General features: G+C 68.1%; 21 protein-coding genes and 1 pseudogene. 16 read left to right on the top strand and 6 right to left on the bottom strand.

The features are described 5' to 3' along the window. Position 1 precedes the first annotated feature (1 nt). Positions 2–967 carry a carbohydrate ABC transporter permease gene (locus EV138_RS16510; RefSeq protein ID WP_439648989.1) on the top strand — a complete coding sequence of 322 codons (966 nt, stop codon included), beginning with the start codon at positions 2–4 and terminating at the stop codon, positions 965–967. Further along, entirely contained in the window at positions 964–1797 is an 834-nt protein-coding gene (locus tag EV138_RS16505) for a carbohydrate ABC transporter permease (RefSeq protein ID WP_133979806.1), read from the top strand. The genes EV138_RS16510 and EV138_RS16505 overlap by 4 nt, the downstream gene beginning before the upstream one ends. Here the strand turns inward: EV138_RS16505 and EV138_RS16500 are convergent. After that, a complete protein-coding gene (locus EV138_RS16500) occupies positions 1794–2501 on the bottom strand; it encodes a GntR family transcriptional regulator (RefSeq protein WP_133979805.1) in 708 nt (235 codons plus the stop codon). The two genes, EV138_RS16505 and EV138_RS16500, sit on opposite strands and share 4 nt — an antisense overlap. 160 nt (positions 2502–2661) lie before the next feature. Here EV138_RS16500 and EV138_RS16495 point away from each other — a divergent pair, with 160 nt between their 5' ends. The 8 genes and pseudogenes from EV138_RS16495 to EV138_RS38595 form a co-directional block, all read left to right on the top strand. After that, complete coding sequence (locus tag EV138_RS16495) at positions 2662–3603, top strand: glycoside hydrolase family 16 protein (RefSeq protein ID WP_133979804.1); 942 nt, start codon at positions 2662–2664, stop codon at positions 3601–3603. A gap of 404 nt (positions 3604–4007) precedes the next feature. Beyond that, positions 4008–5129 carry an endonuclease gene (locus EV138_RS16490; protein WP_133979803.1) on the top strand — a complete coding sequence of 374 codons (1122 nt, stop codon included), beginning with the start codon at positions 4008–4010 and terminating at the stop codon, positions 5127–5129. A gap of 81 nt (positions 5130–5210) precedes the next feature. Next, positions 5211–5642 (top strand): VOC family protein, encoded by a 432-nt coding sequence (locus tag EV138_RS16485; RefSeq protein ID WP_133979802.1) that lies wholly within the window; start codon positions 5211–5213, stop codon positions 5640–5642. 147 nt (positions 5643–5789) lie between these two features. After that, on the top strand, positions 5790–7028 hold the full coding sequence (locus EV138_RS16480) for an MFS transporter (RefSeq protein WP_238158174.1): 1239 nt from the start codon (positions 5790–5792) through the stop codon (positions 7026–7028). A gap of 42 nt (positions 7029–7070) precedes the next feature. After that, positions 7071–7403, top strand: a complete 333-nt coding sequence (locus EV138_RS16475) for an ArsR/SmtB family transcription factor (RefSeq protein WP_133979800.1) — start codon at positions 7071–7073, stop codon at positions 7401–7403. Beyond that, positions 7400–8116 carry a cation efflux transmembrane domain-containing protein gene (locus EV138_RS16470; RefSeq protein ID WP_166678614.1) on the top strand — a complete coding sequence of 239 codons (717 nt, stop codon included), beginning with the start codon at positions 7400–7402 and terminating at the stop codon, positions 8114–8116. The genes EV138_RS16475 and EV138_RS16470 overlap by 4 nt, the downstream gene beginning before the upstream one ends. A 108-nt stretch (positions 8117–8224) precedes the next feature. Continuing rightward, complete coding sequence (locus EV138_RS16465) at positions 8225–9046, top strand: siderophore-interacting protein (RefSeq protein ID WP_133979799.1); 822 nt, start codon at positions 8225–8227, stop codon at positions 9044–9046. Positions 9047–9121: 75 nt separating this feature from the next. After that, positions 9122–9373: pseudogene (locus EV138_RS38595) on the top strand (methyltransferase domain-containing protein); the annotation flags it as partial. Positions 9374–9573: 200 nt separating this feature from the next. Here EV138_RS38595 and EV138_RS38045 read toward each other — a convergent pair. Further along, complete coding sequence (locus EV138_RS38045; protein ID WP_166678453.1) at positions 9574–10347, bottom strand: cytochrome d ubiquinol oxidase subunit II; 774 nt, start codon at positions 10345–10347, stop codon at positions 9574–9576. A 71-nt stretch (positions 10348–10418) separates the two neighbouring features. Between EV138_RS38045 and EV138_RS16450 the strand changes: the two genes are divergently transcribed. The 6 genes from EV138_RS16450 to EV138_RS16425 all read left to right on the top strand — a co-directional run bounded on the left by EV138_RS16450 (position 10419) and on the right by EV138_RS16425 (position 16648). Next, positions 10419–11324: an aminoglycoside phosphotransferase family protein gene (locus EV138_RS16450; RefSeq protein WP_439649015.1), complete on the top strand. Its 906-nt coding sequence runs from the start codon at positions 10419–10421 to the stop codon at positions 11322–11324. 36 nt (positions 11325–11360) lie between these two features. Further along, positions 11361–11822 (top strand): group II truncated hemoglobin, encoded by a 462-nt coding sequence (locus EV138_RS16445; RefSeq protein WP_133979796.1) that lies wholly within the window; start codon positions 11361–11363, stop codon positions 11820–11822. A gap of 133 nt (positions 11823–11955) precedes the next feature. Next, on the top strand, positions 11956–13041 hold the full coding sequence (locus tag EV138_RS16440; protein ID WP_133979795.1) for a quaternary amine ABC transporter ATP-binding protein: 1086 nt from the start codon (positions 11956–11958) through the stop codon (positions 13039–13041). A gap of 1 nt (position 13042) precedes the next feature. Next, a complete protein-coding gene (locus EV138_RS16435) occupies positions 13043–14977 on the top strand; it encodes an ABC transporter permease (protein ID WP_133979794.1) in 1935 nt (644 codons plus the stop codon). A 23-nt stretch (positions 14978–15000) separates the two neighbouring features. Further along, a complete protein-coding gene (locus EV138_RS16430; RefSeq protein WP_202866738.1) occupies positions 15001–15963 on the top strand; it encodes an ABC transporter substrate-binding protein in 963 nt (320 codons plus the stop codon). An 88-nt stretch (positions 15964–16051) separates the two neighbouring features. Beyond that, positions 16052–16648 (top strand): ParA family protein, encoded by a 597-nt coding sequence (locus EV138_RS16425; RefSeq protein WP_133979792.1) that lies wholly within the window; start codon positions 16052–16054, stop codon positions 16646–16648. A 71-nt stretch (positions 16649–16719) separates the two neighbouring features. Here the strand turns inward: EV138_RS16425 and EV138_RS16420 are convergent, their stop codons facing one another. From EV138_RS16420 to EV138_RS16405, 4 genes are all read right to left on the bottom strand, one after another. After that, positions 16720–17532 carry an SAM-dependent methyltransferase gene (locus EV138_RS16420; RefSeq protein ID WP_238158172.1) on the bottom strand — a complete coding sequence of 271 codons (813 nt, stop codon included), beginning with the start codon at positions 17530–17532 and terminating at the stop codon, positions 16720–16722. 72 nt (positions 17533–17604) lie between these two features. Next, positions 17605–18816: an ROK family transcriptional regulator gene (locus tag EV138_RS16415; RefSeq protein WP_133979791.1), complete on the bottom strand. Its 1212-nt coding sequence runs from the start codon at positions 18814–18816 to the stop codon at positions 17605–17607. A gap of 9 nt (positions 18817–18825) precedes the next feature. After that, complete coding sequence (locus EV138_RS16410) at positions 18826–19728, bottom strand: oxygenase MpaB family protein (RefSeq protein ID WP_133979790.1); 903 nt, start codon at positions 19726–19728, stop codon at positions 18826–18828. A gap of 39 nt (positions 19729–19767) precedes the next feature. Beyond that, complete coding sequence (locus EV138_RS16405; RefSeq protein ID WP_133979789.1) at positions 19768–21432, bottom strand: PHP domain-containing protein; 1665 nt, start codon at positions 21430–21432, stop codon at positions 19768–19770. Positions 21433–21473 lie beyond the last annotated feature (41 nt).

Below are 21473 nucleotides of genomic sequence, written 5' to 3'. Positions count from 1 at the left end.
TGTGGCTGAAGTTGAAGCGACCACAGCAGCCCCCGCCCCCGAGCCCGGTTCGCCGGTCCCGGTCCGGCGGGGGCAACCCCTGTGGGCGCGCGTGCTGCCCTACTTGCTGGTGGCGCCGACAGTCGTCGGTACGGCGTACTTGCTGGCCTACCCGCTCGTCCGCAACCTGCTGATCTCGTTCCAGAAATTCGGGATCGCCCAGTTGATCCGTGGCGGGGCCGAGTTCGTCGGGATCGACAACTACCAGCAGATCCTGTCCGACGACAAGTTCTGGGGTGTGGTCGGCCGGACGTTCGTCTTCACCGCGATCAACGTCGGACTGATCATGGGGCTGGCCACCTTGGTCGCGTTGCTGATCGGTGCCCTGGGCAAGTGGATGCGGTTCGCCGTGATGGGCGGCCTGGTGGTCGCCTGGGCGATCCCGGTGATCGCCGCGACGACCGTGTTCCAGTGGCTGTTCCAGTCCCAGCTGGGCGTCGTGAACTGGGTGCTGGTCGCGCTCGGTTTCGAGCAGTTCGACGGCAAGGCGTGGTTCGCGGACGGCAACTCGACCTTCGCGATCATCGTGTTGCTGATCGTCTGGCAGTCGGTACCGTTCGCGGCGCTCACCCTGTACGCCGCGATGACGACGGTGCCCCGCGAGCTGCACGAGTCGGCGCAGATCGACGGGGCCGGATCGGTGCAGACCTTCTGGCTGATCACGTTCCCGATCCTGCGGCCGATGTTCGGGCTGATCCTTTGCCTGGAGGTGATCTGGGTGTTCAAGAGCTTCGTCCAGATCTGGGCGATCAGCCAGGGCGGCCCGGGCAACGCGACGCTGACCCTGCCGGTCTACGCCTACCAGATCGCCCAGTCGCTGAACCGCTACGACCTGGGCGCGGCGATCTCGATGGTCACCGTGCTGATCCTGGCCGTCGTCCTGCTCGCCTACTTCCGGCAGATGTTCAAAGAGGAGGGTGAACTGTGAGGACCCGGCTCAGCCGTCGGATCACGCTGAACGCCGTGGCCCTCGGCGTCCTGTTCTTCTCGATCTTCCCGGTCTACTGGATGGTGCTGACCGCGTTCAAGCCGACCAAGGAGATCCAGGCCGAGACGCCGTCGTTCCTCCCGACGCACGTCACGCTGGACCACTTCGGTACGGCGGTGCACGCGGACGGCTTCTGGACCTTCTGGCGTAACAGCGGGATGGTCGCGATCAGCGCGGTACTGCTGTCGCTCGTGGTGGCCTGCCTGGCGGCGTACGCGGTCGGGCGGATGAAGTGGAAGGGGCGGCAGGCGTTCATCCTGATGGTGTTCATCGCGCAGATGACGCCGTGGGAGGCGCTGCTGATTCCGATGTACGTGATCGCCCGCGACACGGACATGCTCGACAAGCTGCCGATGCTGACGCTGATCTACTTCATGATGACGCTGCCGTTCACGATCGTGACGTTGCGCGGCTTCCTGAAGGGCATCCCGGTCGAGCTCGAGGAAGCGGCTCAGGTCGACGGCTGCAACCAGTTCACGGCGTTCCGGCGGATCGTCTTCCCGCTGCTCGCGCCCGGGCTGCTGTCCACGTCGCTGTTCGGTTTCATCACCGCGTGGAACGAGTTCGCCTTCGCGAACTTGCTGATCATCAAGAACCAGGACCAGCGCACACTGCCGGTCTGGCTCTCGTCGTTCAGCAACACCTTCGGCACGGACTGGGGCGCCACGATGGCCGCGGCGACCTTGTTCATGCTGCCCGTGCTCCTGATCTTCCTCGTCCTGCAGGGACGAGTGACGACAGGCGTGGCCGCGGGTGCCGTGAAGGGCTAGTCCTCAGGGAACGTCAACCGCGTCGTGATCCGGTACCGGTCTCCTCGGTAGATGGAGCGGGTGTACTCGATCACGGCGTGGTCCACGTTGCGGGTAGTGCGCTCGAACAACAGAGCAGGCGAATGCAGCGGTACGCCGAGCAGCGCGGCCTCCTGCTCATCCGTCACCGTCGGCTCGGTCGTCTGTACCGCGGTTCGCGCGGCCACCTGGTACCGCGATCGCAGCAGCCCGTAGAGCGAGCCGAGCTCGAAGTCGTGACCGGTGATCCCGGGCACGGACGCGGCCGGGAGTTTGATCCGCTCGATGCACATCGGCGCGCCGTCGACGAGGCGCAGCCGGACCACCGAGACGAGCTGGTCGCCCGGCGAGATCTCCATCCGCTGGCCCAACCGTGCGCCGGCGAGCTCCAGTTCGAAGCTGATCAGCCGACTCTGCCACGGCGTACCGTCGGCCGGCGGCACCTGGAAGTTGCCGTCGGGAGCGGGCTCGAGCTCCTGGTGGATCTTGCGTGCACTGGTGAACGTCCCCCGGCCGTGCTCGCGAACGACCAGGCCGTCGCGGGCGAGATCGTCGAGCGCCGCCCGCAGGGTCGGCCGGGAGACGCCGAGCTCTTCGCTCAGGCTGCGCTCGGACGGCAGGGCCTCGCCCGGTCGGCGGATCTCGATCAGCCGCAGCAGCCGGTCGCGTGCCTCGGTCCGTCGCATCGGACAATTCTAGCAATCTTTACCAGTGGTCAGACCAAACGGACAACGATTGCCGCTCGGCCAGGGGTTGACTTGACCAATTGGATAGACCATTTTACAGAGAGACCCTTTGCAATGAGCTCTTCCGCCCCCGAGACGACCAAAGGTGTGTGACCCTCCCATGGCTCGATCCCGCAAGCTCCGCGTCACCGCAGCAGCCGTAGTACTGGCCGCCCTGACCGCAGGAGGCCTCAGTACCACGGCCAGCGCCCGTACGGCGCCGGACAACCCTCGCAAGCCGGCCGCGTGCGGTGCCTTCTTCGACGACTTCAACTACACCTCCCGTACCGATCCGAACTTCACCGGTCACGACTGGAGCGTCCGGACCGGCGCCGGTGGGCCTGGTATCGACGGCACCTGGACCGCGGGAAACGTGACTTTCCCGGTCGTCGACGGCCAGAAGTCGCTGCAGTTGCGTGCCGCGACCAACGGAACTGCCAGCGGCACGACGCAGGCCCAGGTGCAGCAGAACCAGGAGCGGTTCTTCGAGGGCACCTACGCGACCCGGTTCAAGTTCAGCGACAGGCCGGTGAGCGGCAACGACGGCGACCTGGTGAACCAGACCTTCTACACGATCTCGCCGCTCGACTACGACTGGGAGCCGACGTACTCGGAGCTGGACGTCTCGGAGTACCTGCCGAACGGTGGCTGGGGTGAGACCGGGCCGGTCGACTTCATCACCAGCTGGAACACCTACCAGGAGGACCCGTTCGACGGCTGGCGGATCAGTACCGCGCGGCGCTTCAGCCACGCCGGGTGGCACACCTTGGTGGCCGTGGTCGCCGGCGGCCATGTGAAGTACTACATCGACGGTGCGCTCGCCGCCGACCACACCGATGACGGTGCCGGTCACACGGTCTACCCGCGACGGCCGATGACGCTCAACTACAACGAGTGGTTCATCGACCTGACCGGCCACAGCGGCGGCACCAGTGCCTACGTGCAGTCCGCCGACTGGGTGTACTACGCGAAGAACGAGGCGCTGTCGCCGGCGACGGCCACTGCCCGGGTGAACGCCTACCGCTCCGCCGGCACCACGCACGCGGACACGATCAGCTGCTGATTCAGCTGCTGATTCAGGGACCCGTCAGTACCTTGAGACAGCTTCTGTTCGCCATGGACATTCTGTTCCGGACTGAGTACGGTCCGTAACGGCGTCCGCACCACGCCAGACCTGGAGTAGGACACTCCGACCGGTCGGTGAGGTGCTGCCCGCCAGTAGCGCCTCGCTGGTGGACGGGCGAGCAGAACGCGGTGAAAGCCGTGAACTGATGGGGGCCCTGACACCTAGGTGGGGCGGCCCAGCGCCAACGCGCTGCCGCCCCACCGACTCAACGCTCCCGGCGGGGCGGGCAGAGTTTGCCGGATCGTCGGACAACATTTTCCTCCGATGACGCTTCCCCGGCCCTCTGGCCGGGCAGACTGCACAGCGACCGCCCCGTTCCTACCGCCCCGTGGGAGTCCGCTGTGCTTGTTCGCCGTGCCTTCTTGATCGGAACAATCCTTCTAGGTCTGCTCGGGTACGGCATAACGCCGTCGACAGCGGCTACCACCGCGACCATCTCCGTCAGTACCGCGATCGGCCGGCAGGACGGATCCGTCGCGACCGTCGAGGGGTACGTGGTCGGCCAACCGACCGCCGCGAGCACGGTGATCAGGAGCAACTTCACTGCCGACACCGCGCTGGCGCTGGCCGACTCGGCGAGCCAGACGAGCACGGGCTCGATGCTCTACGTGCAGATCCCGAGCACCTTCAGGACGCAGTACGGACTGCAGTCGAACCCCGGGCTGGTCGGGACGAAGATCGCCGTCACCGGAACGCTCACGCCGTACTTCACTCCACACGCCGGGCTGAAGAACCCGACTGCCTTCACAGGTGCCGGCGGATCCGATCCTGGCGACCCCGGCGACTACTACGCGGCAGCGACCGGGAAGTCCGGCGCGGCGCTGAAGGCCGCGCTGCACACGATCATCTCGAACCAGACCAAGCTCACCTACGACCAGGTCTGGACCGCGCTGAAGGACACCGACCAGGACCCGGCCAACTCCAACAACGTGATCCTGCTGTACTCCGGACGGTCGCAGAGCAAGTCCTCCAACGGCAGCGGCGCGGACGACTGGAACCGCGAGCACGTCTGGGCCAAGTCGCACGGCGACTTCGGCACGACCACCGGACCCGGTACCGACGTGCACCACCTTCGGCCCGAGGACGTCTCGGTGAACGCTGCCCGCGGCAACCTGGACTTCGACAACGGCGGTACGACGGTTGCCCAGTGCCCCGGTTGCACGGCCGACGCGGACTCGTTCGATCCGCGCCCGGCGGTGCGCGGTGACGTCGCCCGGATGATCTTCTACATGGCCGTGCGGTACGAGGGTGACGACGGCTTCGCCAACCTGGAGCCGAACGACTCGGTCAACAACGGCACCGCGCCGTACATCGGCAGGTTGTCGGTGCTGAAGGCGTGGAGCGCGGCCGACCCGCCGGACGCCTTCGAGAAGCGCCGCAACCAGGTCATCTTCGACACCTGGCAGCACAACCGGAACCCGTTCATCGACCACCCCGAATGGGTCACCTCGATCTGGCCCTGAGCGCAGGCGATCGCTCGTGGCCGGCGGAAGCGGCCTGTGGACAACGCTCGGTGAGGCCGGATCGGCTCGTATGTTCTAGGTATGACCGATTCGACCTCACCGCTGCCCCGCTTCCACCTCGCCATGCCCGTCGACGATCTCGCCGCCGCCGCGGAGTTCTACGGCACCGTGATCGGTTGCGAGCGCGGCCGGAGCTCCGACACCTGGATCGACTGGAACCTGCGCGGCCACCAGTTCGTGACTCATCTCGCCCCCGCGCGTCCCGCCCCGATCCACAACCCGGTCGACGGCCACGACGTCCCCGTCCCGCACTTCGGCCTGATCCTGCAGATCCCCGACTTCCACGCGCTCGCCGACCGCTTCCGCGCCGCCGGCACCCCCTTCGTCATCGAGCCCTACCTCCGCTTCGAAGGCCAACCCGGTGAGCAATGGACGATGTTCCTCCACGACCCCGCCACCAACGCCCTCGAGTTCAAAGCCTTCGCCCACGACTCCGCCGTCTTCGCCACCTGACCCGTCCAACGGCCAAGAGCCCTGCCCGCGGACGTTTTCAGGATGTTCGAAAGGGAGGAAGTGGGGGTGATCTGGGACCTACGCTGCGGCTGGCAGGGTCGTCTGGGGGGCGCGGCCGGGAGGCGCGAGTGTGAGTGAGGCCCCGTGGTGACAGGTTCGAGGAGTAGTTATCGGGAGTGCTTCCGGGTCCCGGAGTTTCGGGCGATGTGGCTGGCGGAGTTGCAGTCGGTTGCCGGGGATCAGCTCGCCAGGGTCGCGTTGTCGGTGCTCGTGTTCGCCGACACCGGTTCGGCGGCGCTGACCGGCCTCACCTATGCGCTCACATTCGTCCCGTCGTTGCTCGGTGGGATCTTCCTGACCGGGCTCGCGGATCGGTTTCCGCGGCGTGAGCTGATCATGGCGGTCGACGGACTGCGTGGCTGCCTGATCGTCCTGGTCGCGATTCCGCCGATGCCGTTCTGGTTGCGGTGCGTCCTGGTGAGCGTCGTCTCGCTGCTCCAACCCGTCTTCAAATCGGCCCAGCTCGCGCTGCTCCCCGAAGTGCTCGGCACCGAGCGCTACGCGACCGGCATGGCGATCCGCAGCATCACGATCCAGTCCGCGCAGCTGGCGGGGTTCGCCGGCGGCGGTCTGCTGATCGCCCTGTTCAACCCGTACGTCGTCCTCGCGCTCGACGCGGTCACCTTTTTCGGATCCGCCCTCCTGATCCGAAGCCGGCTCCGACCGCGCCCGGCGGCCGATGCGAACAAGGCCGGCGATACCGGCGTACGGCGGTCGTGGCGGGCGTCGGCGGGTGAGTCGTGGGGACTGCTGTTCGCGGACCGGGGCATGCGCGCGTTGGTGCTGATGCTCTGGTTGATGGCGCTCGTCGCCGTGTACGAAGGGATGGCCGCCCCGTACGCCGCTGTGTTCGGTGGCAGTTCGGTGATGGTCGGGTTGATCCTGGCGGCGGATCCGCTGGGTAGCGTGGTGGGTGCGTTCCTGTTCAGCAAGTTGGTGCCGGAGGACAAACGGCCGGGGCTGCTCGGGCCGCTTGCGATCGCGTCCGCGGTGCCGGTGGCGCTCTGCCTGCTGCGACCGGGATTGGTCGTGTCCGTGCTGCTGTTCGTGTTCGCGGGAGCGTTCGGCACGATCGTGGTGATGCAGGCGACGACCTCGATGACGTTCATGCTTCCCGACGCGCGGCGCGGCCAGGCGATCGGCATGTCGAACTCGGGTCTGACGACGGCGACCGGCGTCAGCCCGTTGCTCGCCGGTGTGCTCGCCGACAAGACCGATGCGGTGCAGGCGGTCGGATGGTTCGGGCTCGCCGGGGTAGCGGCGGCGATCCCGCTCGCGATGCTGTGGCAGCGCTCGGCGAAGGCGGTGGCGCCGAGCGACGCGTAGTACAGGTTCTGCTGAATACAGCGATTCGTGTACTGTCACGGCGTGGACACGATCGTGAGCAGGAGTGAGGTGCTGGCCCGGTTCGGGCATGCGCTGTCGGATCCCACCCGCACGCAGGTGATGCTCGTGCTGCACGAGGGGCCGAGCTACCCGGCGGAGTTGGCCGAGCGCATCGGTGTCAGCCGGCAGTCCCTGTCGAACCACCTCGCCTGCCTGCGAGGCTGCGGTCTCGTCGTCGCGGAGCCAGAAGGCCGGCGTACCCGCTACGAGCTGGCAGACGCAAGCCTCGGTACGGCGCTCGCCGAGCTGCTGCACGTCGTACTGGCCGTCGACCCCGCCTGCTGCCGGCCTGACGCGGAAGGCGACTGTCGATGAGCGAGCCGGACCGCGCGGCGCGTCCCATCGAGCTGCGAATGCTCCCGGTCGCTGGAGAGCCGGTCGAAGCGGAGGAGCGGCGCAAGAAGCTGGGGCGACGAGCGCAGCTGCTGGCCGGTGCGAGCGTTACCTACAACGTCATCGAGGCGATCGTTGCGATCTCGGCAGGGACGGTCGCGGGATCCGTTGCGCTGGTCGGGTTCGGGCTCGACTCGGTGGTGGAGGTGGCGAGCGGGCTGATCATCCTCTGGCAGTTCCGGCATCCACTGCCGGAGACGCGCGAGCGCCGGGCGCTGCGGCTGATCGCGCTGTCGTTCTTCGGTCTCGCCGCCTATGTGACGGTGGAATCCGTGCGCGCCCTGCTCGGCCGAGGCGAGGCCGACACGTCGGGGGTAGGTATCGGCCTGGCGATCGCCTCGCTCGTGGTGATGCCGTTGCTCTCCTACGCACAACGCCGTACCGGCAAGGCGCTGAGCTCCAACGCGGTAGTTGCCGACAGCACCCAAACTCTCCTGTGTACCTACCTGTCCGCAGTGCTTCTCCTCGGCCTGCTGCTCAATGCGACCCTCGGCTGGTACTGGGCCGATCCGATCGCCGGCCTGGTGATCTCGGCCGTCGCCCTCCGCGAGGGTGTCCAGGCCTGGCGCGGCGAAGGGTGCTGCGCGCCCACCACGGACGGCACGGCGACCACCTGCGACGACGGCTGCTGCTGAAAGCAGGCGATCGCATCCCGCCGGGGTAGCGAGTGATTTCAGCTTGTCGGTTAGCCTAGTTAGGTATGCCTAACATTCCGCCTGAAGTCTTGAGAGGACCGTGGTCGCGTGAGCAACCCCGCACCCCGTAACCGCCGCGCGAAGCTGGCGGTCGTCCGCCGGAGCGAGCGGATCACTCCGCACATGATCCGGCTGGTGCTGAGCTGCGACGAGTTCGTCGACAACGGGACCACCGACCACTACGTCAAACTGCTCTTCCCCAAGCCCGGCGTGACCTATCCGGAACCGCTCGACATGGGCGTGGTCCGCGAGCAGTTCCCGGCCGAGCAATGGCCGACGATGCGCACCTACACCGTCCGGAACTGGGACGAGGCCGCGCGTGAGCTGACGATCGACTTCGTCTATCACGGCGACGAGGGGATCGCGGGGCCGTGGGCTGCCGGCGCTCAGCCCGGTGACAAGCTCTGGTTCAACGGTCCGGGCGGCGGGTACGCGCCGAACCCCGACGCCGAGTGGCACCTGCTGGTCGGCGACGAGAGCGCGCTGCCGGCGATCGGTGCCGCGATCGAGCAACTCGCGCCCGGTGCGAAGGCGAAGGTCTTCGTCGAGGTCGAGGACGAGACCGAGGAGCAGAAGCTCGACGGCCCCGGCGAGGTCGACCTGACCTGGTTCCATCGCACCGGCACCCGCGGCGAGAACCTGGTTCGTGCGGTCGAGGAGCTCGAGTTCCGCTCCGACGACGTCCACGTCTTCGTCCACGGCGAAGCCGGTTTCGTCACCCAGCTCCGCCGCCACCTGCACACCGATCGCGGTCTGCCCCGCGACCGCGTCTCGATCTCCGGCTACTGGCGCCTCGGCAAGAACGAGGACGGCTGGCAGGCCGAGAAGGCCGAGATCTCCCGCAAGGAACGCGAAGCCGCCGGCGCCTGACTCCAGAACGCCACCCCGACGGACTGGAGGCCGATCCCGGTCCAACCGTCGGGCGCCGGAGGACGTCGTACTCGCATGATGGTTGATGCACAGTCGTTCGATCGGTTCGCCGCCGGCTACGACCGGTTCGTCGGGTTGAAGCCCGAGCAGAACTTCGGGTGGGTGGCAGGGCTGGGGGTCCGCGGCGAGCGGGCGATCGACATCGCCCGGGCGAGGCGGGCGCGGGCGAACACGGAGTACCGGGTGGCCGATCTGTTCGAGGTCGACGACGACGGGTTCGACCTGGTCTACAGCCACACGATGATGCACCACGTGCCGAACTACCGGGCCGGTCTCGAGCAACTGAAATCGCTGGTCCGCCCCGGCGGCACGGTCGCCCTGGTCGACAACGTGTGCGATCTCTACCCGGATCGGACTCCGGGACGCGTGGTTCGAGCTGCGACTCGTCTTTCCGGGTGCCGAGTACGACGATCTCGGCTTCGCCCTTGCCATGCGCTGGACGGACCAGCGCACAGGTTGAGCCTCGGTCAGGGCGTCGGCTTTGCTGCGCTGACTCGGCCGTTGAGGAAGTCGGCGACGGCGTCGGCGGCGCCGAGGGGCAGGACCCAGTCCTCGCCACGGGCCTGCAGGATCAGCGCCGGTCCCGCCGAGCCAACGACCTTGACCGGCAGCGCAATCGGGAACTTCAGCCGCTCGGAGCCGCTGAGAGAGGCGGCGAAGACTCCGGTTACCTCCGACAGCTCATAGGTACGCCGCGCAGCCTCGCGCCCGCCCGGCGGATTACCGAAAAACCGTGCCCGCACAGTCACGCTCGAGGTACCGATCTCCAGCGTGGTCAGCAGCACTCCGCGCAACGGCAGAACCAGCTCGTACTGCGTGCCGGCGAGCTCAGGCCGCAGCGGCACCATGAGCGCGCGCTGACCAGCACGTCCGAGAAGCGCACCCAAGAACGCGCAGACCAGCGCAGCGGGCAGGATGGCCGCAGCCAGCCACCGAACGTCGAACACCAGCGAGAAGAACCCGACGTACAGCACGGCCAGCCCACCGAACCAGGCGCCGACCGTGGTCCACCGCCCGACCTGGTACCGCTGCCGCCTTCGCAGGAACCAGCCCAGCGCCAGCAGCAGCGTCGGGAACACCACGGCAGGCCAGTCGAAGGGCGACCGAGTCACCGCGATCACCACGGTCACCACCAGGAACGCCAGCGGCAAACCGAGATAGACCACGCTCACCAATGCTTGCGCGCGACGGTGTTGCCGGGCTACTGCATGGGCCGCGTCGGCCGCCTCGGGGGAACTCACGGGAAAACCCAAGCACACGGTTGCCCGACCACCTACTGTCGGAGTGCCCGGCCGTGAGCAAAGGAGACCAGTTGCGCGAGTTCGTAGTACCGGCGGGTCTCCGAGAGCTCCATGAGGAAGACGCCAAGCACTGGTTGGACGCGTTGCCGGAGCTGACCACCGGCTACCTCGACCAGTGGTCACTGCAACTCGACGGCGAACCCCTGTACGGCGCCGGCTCGCTGGTGCTCCCCGTGCGCCGCCGAGACGCCACTGCCGCGATGCTCAAGCTCCAACCGCTCAACGACGAGAACGCCGGCGAGGCACTCGCTCTGCGCACCTGGGACGGCGACGGCGTAGTACTGGTCCTGGAAGATGACCCGGCCACCGGCACCATCCTGCTCGAGCGCCTGCAGCCGAGGATGCTCAGCGACGTCCCAGACGACCAGGAGGCCACCCAGCTCCTGGCAGAGCTGCTGACCCGGCTCAGCGCAGTACAGGCTCCTCCTGCGCTCCGGAAGCTCGAAGACCTCACCGCCGCGATGCTGGACGAGGCGCCCGGGCAGATCCCGCGACTGGCTGACCGAGACGAGCAGAACCTCGTACGCCGGTGCGCTGCCCGGCTGGCCGAATTGGTAGGCGAGTCCGGTGATCGGCTGCTCCACTGGGATCTCCACTACGACAACGTGATGGCCGCCCAGCGGGAACCGTGGCTGGTGATCGACCCGAAGCCGCTCGCGGGCAACCCGTGCTTCGAGCTGTTCCCGGCGCTGAACAACCGCTGGGACGACCTCGTCGCGACCGGCGACCTGGCGAAGGCGATCCGGCGACGGTTCGACCTGATGGTCGACGTGGCCGGCCTGGACCGCGACCGGGCGATCGGCTGGACGCTCGGGCGGATCCTGCAGAACGTGCTCTGGGACCTCGAGGACGGCGAACGCGGGGTCGAGCCGGCTCAGGTCGCGATCGCCAGAGCCTTGATGAACCTCAGGGTCTGATTACATGCTTACACTGCAATCAGACGGGAGGGTGAGATGACGACACCGACGGTGTACGAGTGGGCCGGTGGGGTGGAAGCGCTCAGGCGGCTGACCGAGGTGTTCTACGACAGGGTGCTGGAGGATCCGCTGCTCGCGTCGGTGTTCGCGCACATGAGCGACAAGCACCGCGAGCACGTGGCGATCTGGCTGGGCGAGGTGTTCGGCGGTCCCAAGACGTACACCGACGAGCTCGGCGGCTATCCCGCGATGCTGTCCCACCACCTGAATCTCGGCCTGACCGAGGAGCAACGCGCTCGCTGGGCAGCGCTGATCGCCGCCAGCGCCGACCCAGCCGGCCTGCCGGACGATCCCGAGTTCCGGTCGGCGTTTGTCGCCTACATCGAGTGGGGCACCCGCATCGCCCTGGCCAACTCCCAGCCGGGCGCGACCCCACCACCACAGGCTCCGGTCCCGAGGTGGGGCTGGGGCGAGGCTCCGCCGTACCAGCCCTCGTGACCGGCGTGTGCTGGTGTTTGGTGCGGGTAAAGGTTGAAGGGTCAGACACCCGCGGCGGCGCTGGGGAGCCGGGGCTTCGATAAAGTCGCGGTTCACGACGAACCCGGTGGCCGGGATGCGAGGGTGAACCATTGTGACCGCTCAGCTCGAGTACCCCGATCCATTGGCGTCGGACGCGCTGCTCTCGATCCAGGACCTGTGGAAGGTGTTCGGGCCGAAGGCGGACCGCGTACCGCGACGTCCCGACCTCGCGCGCCTGGACCGCAAGGACCTCTACCAGCAGACCGGCTGTACGGCGGCCGTCCGCGACCTCAGCTTCGACGTCGCCCCCGGTGAGGTCTTCGTCGTCATGGGCCTGTCGGGGTCCGGCAAGTCGACGCTGGTCCGCTGCCTGACCCGGCTGATCGAGCCGACCGCGGGCAGCATCTACTTCGAGGGCGAGGATCTCCGGGCCGCCGACGAGAAGCGGCTCCGGACGCTGCGGCGGAGCAAGTTCTCGATGGTGTTCCAGCACTTCGGCCTACTGCCGCACCGCAAGGTGATCGACAACGTCTCCTACGGGCTGGAGGTGCGCGGCGAGAGCAAGCCCGACCGCCGCCGCCGGGCGCAGGAGGTGATCGACCTCGTCGGTCTGGCCGGCAACGAGCAGCTGTACCCCGAGCAGTTGTCGGGCGGCATGCAGCAGCGGGTCGGCCTGGCCCGCGCGCTCGCCAACGACCCCGACGTCCTGCTGTTCGACGAGCCGTTCTCCGCGCTCGACCCGCTGATCCGGCGCGAGATGCAGACCGAGGTCGCCCGGCTGCACCGCGAGGTCGGCAAGACGATGGTGTTCATCACCCACGACCTGTCCGAGGCGCTCAAGCTCGGCGACCGCATCCTGTTGATGCGTGACGGCGCCGCGGTCCAGCTCGGCACCGGCGACGAGCTGGTCGGGGCGCCGGCCGACGACTACGTCCGCGAGTTCGTCCGCGACGTGCCGCGGGCCGACATCCTCACGCTGCGCTGGATCGTCCGGCAGCCGCGGCCGGACGAGCAGTTGGACGGCCCCGAGCTCGGTCCCGACGTACTGGTCCGTGAGGCGACCCGGCTGGTGCTGGAGTCCGACCGCCCGGTCAAGGTCGTTGCCGAAGGCCAGCTCCTCGGCGTCATCGACGACGAGGCGATCCTGGCCGTCGTGGCGGATCCGGACCCGTCCGCGTCGCGCCCCCAAGACGGCTGAGATGGCCTCCATCACCGGCTCGGTCGAGATCCGGGTCCGCAAACCACGCCGTACGGTCATCGCCGGCGTCCTGGTGGTCGGCTGGGTGGCGGCCTGGTTCGTGCTGAGCGGGGTCGACACGCTCACGATCGGCGGCCAGGAGACCACCGCACTGCACCGCTGGCTGACCGAGCACCGGGACTTCCTGGGCCGCGGCAATGCCTTCTTCGACGCGATCCGGATCGCGGTCGACCACCTGGTCGTCCTCTTGCAGAACGTGCTGTCCCAACCGGCGTACGGACGCCCCGTGCCGGTGGTCGGCTGGCTCGGCGTGGTGGCCATCGCGGCGTACCTGGCGTGGGCCTTCGGTAACTGGAAGGTCGCTGTGCTCGCAGCCGCCGGGCTCACCTTCGTCGGGCTGCAGGGGTTGTGGCAGGAGAGCATGGACACGCTCTCGCTCACGATCGCGGCCGTCGCGCTCTCGCTGCTGGTCGGTATCCCGCTCGGGATCTGGGCCGGCCTGTCGAACCGTGCGTTCAAGGTCGCCACGCTGATCCTCGACCTGATGCAGACGCTCCCGACGTTCGTGTACCTCGCACCGCTGACCCTGTTCTTCGCGATCGGCCCGGCGGCGGCGACCATCGCGACCCTGATCTACGCGGCGCCGCCGGTCGTCCGGCTGACCGCGCACGCGATCCGTTCGGTACCCGCCGAGAGCGTCGAGGCCGCTCGCTCGCTCGGCTCCACCGGTGGGCAGACCCTGTTCAAAGTGCTGCTGCCGATGTCGCGCAGCACGGTCGTCGTCGGGATCAACCAGACGATCATGGCCGCCCTGTCGATGGTCACGGTGGCCGCGCTGATCGATGCGCCCGGTCTCGGGCAGACCGTCCTGAAGGCGCTGCAGACCCTCGACGTCGGCGTAGCGTTCAACGCCGGTCTCGCGATCGTCGTGATCGCGATCGTGCTCGACCGCGTGACCACCGCGGCCGGTGACCGACCATGGCGTACTGCGAGCGTGCGCCGCCGCGTGCTGCTCGCCGCTGGCGGTCTTGCCGTGCTGGTGGCGGTGTGGTTCTCCCGGACTTACGTATGGGCCGCCGAGTTCCCCACTGACGTCGGTGTCGGCTCGCGGATCGCGGTGACTGCGACAGACGTGACGACCTGGGGCCAGGACGTGTTCGGTGGGTTCACGTACGGCGTACGCGACGCTGTCACCGAGGGGCTCCTCAATCCGCTGGAAGCCTTGCTCACAGAGTCGCCGTGGTGGCTTGTCACCGTGGTCATCGTGGCGCTGGCCGCGGTGCTCGGGAGTTGGCGCAGCGCGGTACCGGCTGCTGTCTGTCTTGGCCTGCTGGTCGCGACCGGCGTCTGGCACGACGGCATGGTCACGCTCGCCTCCACGCTGCTGGCGACCGTCGTAGTGGTTGCTGTGGGCATCGTCCTCGGCGTGTGGACCGGGCGGAACCAGCGGGCCGACAGTTGGTTGCGACCCGTGCTCGACGCGGGGCAGACGATGCCGCCGTTCGTGTACCTCGTTCCGTTCCTCGCGCTGTTCGGCACCAGCCGGTTCACCGCGATCGCGGCCGCGGTGGTGTTCGCCGTACCGGTCACCACCAAGATCGTTGCCGATGGCATCCGGGCCGTCCCGGTCGCGACGGTCGAGGCGGCCAACTCGGTCGGCTCCAGCAGCTGGCAGGTGATCAGTAAGGTGCAACTGCCGGTCGCCCGGCGGGCGATCACCCTGGCGGTCAACCAGGGCCTGATCTACGTGCTGTCCATGGTCGTCGTCGGCGGCCTGGTCGGCGCGGGCGCACTCGGGTACGACGTGGCCGCCGGCTTCGCGCAGAGTGAGCTCTACGGCAAGGGTCTGGCGGCCGGGCTGGCGATCGTGCTGCTCGGTGTCATGCTCGACCGGATCACGCAGGCCGCGGCCCGCCGTACCAGGAAGTTCAGCTGAAAATTATGAGGAGACAACCTGTGGTGACGAACAAGCTGCTGCGCTCGGCCGGTGTGCTGACCGCGCTCGCGCTCGCGCTGACCGCGTGTGGGGGTGCGAAGGTCGGCGACGCGCAGAAGCCGGCCGCGAGCGGCAAGGCCTGCGGCACCGTCAACCTGACGGTGAGCCCGTGGGTCGGGTACGAGGCGAACGCGGCCGTCGTCGCCTACGTGGCGACCAAGGACCTCGGCTGCAAGGTGGTGAAGAAGAACCTCAAGGAAGAGATCGCCTGGCAGGGCTTCAGCACCGGCGAGATCGACGTGAACCTGGAGAACTGGGGTCACGAGGACCTGAAGAAGAAGTACATCACCGACCAGAAGGTCGCCGTCGAGGCGGGCCTGACCGGCAACAAGGGCGTCATCGGCTGGTACCTGCCGCCGTGGCTCGCGGCCGCGCACCCGGAGCTGACCGACTGGAAGACGCTGAACAAGAACGCCGCGATGTTCAAGACGTCGGAGTCCGGCGGCAAGGGCCAGTTGCTGGACGGCGACCCGTCGTTCGTCACCAACGACGAGGCGCTGGTGAAGAACCTCAAGCTGGACTACAAGGTCGTGTACGCCGGCAGCGAGACCGCGCTGATCCAGGCCTTCCGCGACGCGGAGAAGAACAAGAAGCCGGTGATCGGGTACTTCTACGAGCCGCAGTGGTTCTTCAACGAGCTCAAGCTGGTCAAGGTGAACCTGCCGCCGTACAAGGCCGGCTGCGACGCCGTACCGGAGAAGGTCGCCTGCGACTACCCGGCGTACGCGCTGGACAAGATCGTCTCGAAGAAGTTCGCCGACTCCGGCAGCCCGGCGTACGACCTGGTGAAGAACTTCAGCTGGACCAACGACGACCAGAACCAGGTCGCCAAGTACATCGCCGAGGACAAGCTGAGCCCGGACGCGGCCGCCCAGAAGTGGGTCGAGGCGAACCGCTCGAAGGTCGACGCCTGGCTCGGAAAGTAGCGCGGGGGCCAGCGGCAACTATCACGACGCGTCCGGGCAACGCCGACGACACGCCGGAAATCGGACAAGACCGGGTAGCGTCAGTTCCATGATCATCGTGACAGCTGCACTGAAGGGCGGGGTCGGCAAGACAACCACGTCGGTGTACTTGGCCGCGCTGGCATCTTCCAACCGTCGCACCGCCACCCTGGTCGACGCCGATCCACAAGGCAGCGCTGCCGACTGGATCGCGGATTCCGACGACGACCACCTGGCCAGGATCGAGATCGCCGAGGCGCCGACCGAGCGCCTCCTGACCAAGGCACTGGACAAGGTGCCGCCCGAGGGCATCGGCGTCGTCGACATGCCCCCGTCGCACGAACGGCTGCTGAACAAGGCGCTCGAACGGGCCCGGATCGTCATCATCCCGACCCGCGTCGGCGGTGTCGAGACGCCCCGAGTCCGTGCCGTGCTGGACCTGGTCCCGAAGGAGGTCCCGGTCGGGCTGGTGATTTGCTCGGCACGGACCTACACGCGGGCCTACCAGGAGACTATGCAGCAGTACGCCGCGGAGGAGATCCCGGTCTGGGGCACCATCCCGGAGCGGGTCTCGATCACCGCCGGCCCGACCGGACCACTCGCCGAGGACGGCCTGGAGTCCTACCGCAAGGTCTGGCGCAAGATCCTGGCGGCCGCTCGCAGCTGACCCGGCCACGAGCCGCCCTTCCAGCCCACAGGGTCGGAAGGGCGCTCAGGCCTGTACTACGACCGCGGTGGCTAGGGCTTGATGGCGAGGGCGGCGGCGATCAGGCGTTGCCAGTCCGTCAGCTCGTCGGGCTCGGTGACGGGCCGCCATTCGGCCGTCGGCACCAGCCCGGGCGGCAGGATCTGCAGCTCCTTGCCGAACAGCGCCCGCAACTCGTCGTCGGTTCGCCACCGCCCACGCCCCAGCGACCCTTGCAGCAGTTGCTGCATCTCCGCGCTCCGCGGATCGTCCTCGCTGCGGAAGTGGCTGATGAACACATAACTGCCCGAGGGGATCCGGTCGACCCAGAACTGGACCAGCCCGGCCGGGTCCTCGTCGTCGTTCACGTGGTGCAGGATCGCGCTGAGGATGATCGCGACCGGCTGGTCGAAGTCGATCAGCGCCTGCAGGTCGGGGTTCTGGTAGATCTTCTCCGAGTCCCGCAGGTCGCCCTCGATCACGGTGGTGAAGTCGTTCTCGGCCAGCAGCGCGCGGCCGTGGCTCAGCACGACGGGATCGATGTCGACGTACACGACCTTGGCCTCGGGCCGGTGCCCCTGCGCGATCTGGTGGACGTTGTCCGCCGTGGGCAACCCACTGCCGAGGTCGATGAACTGCTTGACCCCACTGGTGACGATCTCGCGCACCGCACGGATCAGCGCACCGCGGTTGTCGAAGGCGATCACCCGCGACCCGGGCAGATCGTTGATGAACTTGTCCCCGAGCGCCCGGTCGACGGCGAAGTTGTCCTTGCCACCCAGCAGATAGTCATACGTCCGCGCGATACTCGGCTTGGTCGGATCGACCCCCGGAATCTCTTGCTCCGGCACACCCATGTCTGTCATCGCGAACAAACCTTCCAACTCAACTGAGGTCTGGGCTCACTCTATGCGATCGATCCGCGACCGGGCTGCCGGTCAACGGTGTAAAGGGGGTTCGCCGCGGACGTACGAGCGGATCACCGTGGCGGCCGCGCCGCGGGCCCAGTCGTCGAAGGTGTGCGAACGAAGCATCAGCGTGCAATCTCCTGCGGCGCCGAAAGCGTGCTCGGCGAAGGCCTGCCGCATCCGCTGGTCGTACAGGTCGTAGTCCGCGACGCCTTCGCCGGCGATCACGACGAGCTGCGGGCCGACCAGGTTCACCATGGCGGCCAGCGCCGAGCCGATCACCTCGCCGGCCCGGTCGAAGGCTTCCCGCGCGTGGGCATCGCCTTCGTGCGCGAGCTCGATCGCACCGGCCAGGTCCAGCTCCGGCCGACCGGTCGTCTCCCGGATGCGGGCCAGGATCGCGTCCGACGAAGCGACCGTCTCCACGCAGCCACGCCGGCCGCAGGTGCAGACCAGGTCGCCCGGCGCGAGCGGCAGGTGCCCGAGTTCGCCGGAGACGCCGTGCGCGCCCGACACGACTTCGCCGTTGATGTAGAGCCCACAGCCGACACCGGAGCCGATCGTCACCACCGCGAACGAGTCCGCGTCGACGCCGACCCCGAACCAGTGCTCGGCCACGGTCAGGGCCCGGACGTCGTTCGACACGATCACCGGCACCTTCAGCTTCTCGCCGAGCAGGGCCGCCACGGGCACATCCCGCCAGCCCATGAACGGCGAATCCCGGACCACGCCGTGCACTGCGTCCACGTCACCGGACACCGCGACGCCCACGCCGATCAGCGGACCGGCCGGATCGGTCTTGTCGTGCAGCGTCGCCATCAACTCGGTCGCGAGCTCCGCAAGCCGCTCGAGCACGGAATCCGGCGACTTGTCCGCCAGTTGCTGGTGCCGGACCGCGCGGATCCCGGCCTTGAAGTCCGTCGTCACGCCGATCAGGTCGGTCGGCGTCACCTTCAACCCGATCACCGAGATGCTGTCCGGGACCACCGTCAGCGGACTCACCGGCCGGCCGATGCCGAGCTCGGCCCGGACCTCGGTGCCGTCCTCGGTTTCGGCCGGGTGGTCCGTCACGAAGCCGGCCTCGACCAACGGTGCGACGGCCTTGGTCACCGCGGCCTGGGACAGTCCGGTCCGCCGGGCGATCTGGACCCGCGGAATCGGTCCCTGGGTCAGAATCTTGGTCAGCACCTCGACGCCCGCCGGCGTACCCAAGGGCAGCGGGCGGTGCGGGCGCTTCGGCATGGGAGAAAACTACCGGGTATCGGCGGCCACAGACTCCGGCGTGAGCGTCGGCGAGGCGAGTGCCCACCGGATCGTGCGCGTCAGGCCGTCACCGGCCACCCGGACCATCGTGCTCTCCGCCAGCGGCAGGTACGGCAACCGCAGCGGCCGACGGCTCCACCACGGCAGCAATCCGACCGCCGCCGCGGTCAACACCCCGTACGCCGGACGGGCGGCCAAGGGCACTGGCGGGTGAACCAGGATGAACCGTGCTGCCGCTCGTGCCTCCGTAGTACCCCGCAACTCGGGCCGATACGACTTCAGCGTCTCCTGCAGCTCCGCCTCGGTCCTAGGCGGATCCACGACGCCCAGAGCCTCGGCCACGATCGCAGTGTCTTCGACGTACGCGTCTCGCTCGGCAGCGTCCAGCGGCGAAGCGCCGTACCGCTGGTGTGCCGCGAGGAAGCTGTCCACCTCTGCCACGTGCACCCACTTGAGCAGGTGTGGGTCCGACGCGCGGTAGCGAGTCCCGTCCGGACTGGTCCCACGCACTCGCTCGTGCACCGCCTTGACTCGAGCGACGGCCTCCTCGGCGTCCTGCGCAGCGCCGTACGTGGTGATGGCCAGGAAGTAGCTGGTGCGCTGCAGTCTGCCCCAGGGATCACCGCGATAGCCGGAGTGCGCCGAGACCGCCGCCATCGCCATCGGGTGCAGCGACTGCAGCAGTAGCGCGCGCAGGCCACCGGCGAACATCGAGGCGTCGCCGTGCACGCGCCGGATCGGCCGGTCCGGAGCGAACCACCTAGGACCCGGAGTGCTGTGCACCCGGTTTCGCTCGGCCCACGGATCCGGCCCGGCCACCTTCGTCAGGATCATCCGGGCCAGGCCGTCCCGCACAGGGTCCAGCATGTTCAGCGGTGTAGTGATGGCCATACGACCAGTCTCCCCACCACTCCAAACCCTCGATCATGGTCAACGGACGACGTCCACGAAGACGGGATTCGTGTAGAGCCAGGTGTCCGACCAGGGATCGCCGTCGGCCGGCGGGTGCTGGATCGGTCCGGCCGGGTCGACGTGACTCCCTAGGTACCCAGGCCCGTTCCGCTTGCCGTCACTGCCTCTGAGCCGCAGGTAGTGCGACTGCTCTGCCCGGCCCAGTGGGATCCGCAGCGTGTAGCTACCGGTCTTGCCGTGTACGTCGAGTTGCTCGACCACCCGGGTGTCCGGAGCCTTCCAGCTGTCGCGGTCCTTCGCAGTACCGGTCACGATGCCGCGGATGACGTCAAGGTGGGCCAACCGCGGCAGTACGCCGTGGAAGTTCGGCCGGGTCGCGCTCGTCACCGTGACTCGCAGTTCGAGCCGCTCGTGGCGGTGAACCTTCAGGCGGCCGCCCAGGGTGACACCACGCTGCCTGGAGCCGGCAGGAGACACCCGTACGTCGATGCCGTCGACCAGTTGGCCGTGGTCCACCCAGACCCGTCCGGCTCGCAGTCCGGCCATGACGTCCAGGTAGCCGTACCGGGTGACCCCGACGTGGGTCCGGCTGAACTGCCCCGGCCAGAAGTCGCTCCCGGCCTGCGGCGTCCCGGCGTCGGTCGGCGACGGCTTCCAGCCGAGCGAGTCGAAGTTTTGGCCGGGTGGGAACTCCCCGTCCTTCCAGGTGTCCCAGATGGTCCGATGGTTGTCGCTGTTCGAGGTGATCGAGAACAACCGCCCCTCGGCGAGCAAGGAGTCCCACAGCCCGCCCACAGTCGCAGTGGCCCAGTCGAAGCCGCCGTACGTGCGGTAAGCGTCGACCGGGTACCCGGGCCAGCTCGCGTCGCTGGGACTGTTGGTGTACTCGCCGCGCTGGTTGGTCGTAGTACCGCGGAACGCGCACCACGCCGGATCCGCGTCGCCCTGGGAACCAGGAGCGCCCTCCATGCCGATGCAGACCCCGCTGTCGCGCCAGGCCCGCAGTTCGTGCGGTGAGTCGATCCCCAGCCGCATCGGGTGGTTGGCGAACACCAGCAGGTCGTCGACGAACCCGGTCCGCTTCTGCTCCGCCAGCCAGGCCAGCGCCTTCACCGCGTGCTGCTCGTTCTCCGGTGTACTCGCGGAGCGCCCGGTGAGCTTGCCGTCGTACTCGCGCTCGAACTGCTGCAGCAGGGCCACGTTGTTCGCACCGGGCGCGACCAGAACCGTCCCGTGCTCGGCCGCCGGGATGTACCACTCCAGCCCCTGGAACACGAGCATCCGCGGGTTCTCCGCCCGCGCCTTGAGCACCTCGGCGTTCTCCGCCTGCGCGCCTTTGTCGGCGTGCCCGAAGTTGCTGTGCTCGGTGAACGCCATCCAGTCCAGCCCGAACTGCGACCCCCGCAACGCCAACTGGCTGAAGTCGTACTTCGCGTCGTGGCTGTACCGGCTGTGCACATGGTGATCCCCGACCAGATAAACCAGTTCAGGCCCATCCCCGTATGGCGAACCGCTCGCCGCCGCGGCCGGCTCCTCGGCACCCAGTACGCCGGCCGCCGCGAACCCGGCTCCCAGCAACCCGGCCCGGCGGATCAACCCACGTCGCGACAAGCCCTGCGGATCCAGCGCTTCCTCGGGAACGGCCGGATCGGCCCACTCGGGCACCTGCTGCTCAGACGTCATGGCGGAACACCTTCCTTGTGCTGACAAGCACGTGTCAAGGC

This window comes from Kribbella voronezhensis (assembly GCF_004365175.1).
In the GTDB taxonomy this organism is placed as follows: domain Bacteria; phylum Actinomycetota; class Actinomycetes; order Propionibacteriales; family Kribbellaceae; genus Kribbella; species Kribbella voronezhensis.
This window is presented reverse-complemented; position numbering and strand designations above follow the sequence as displayed.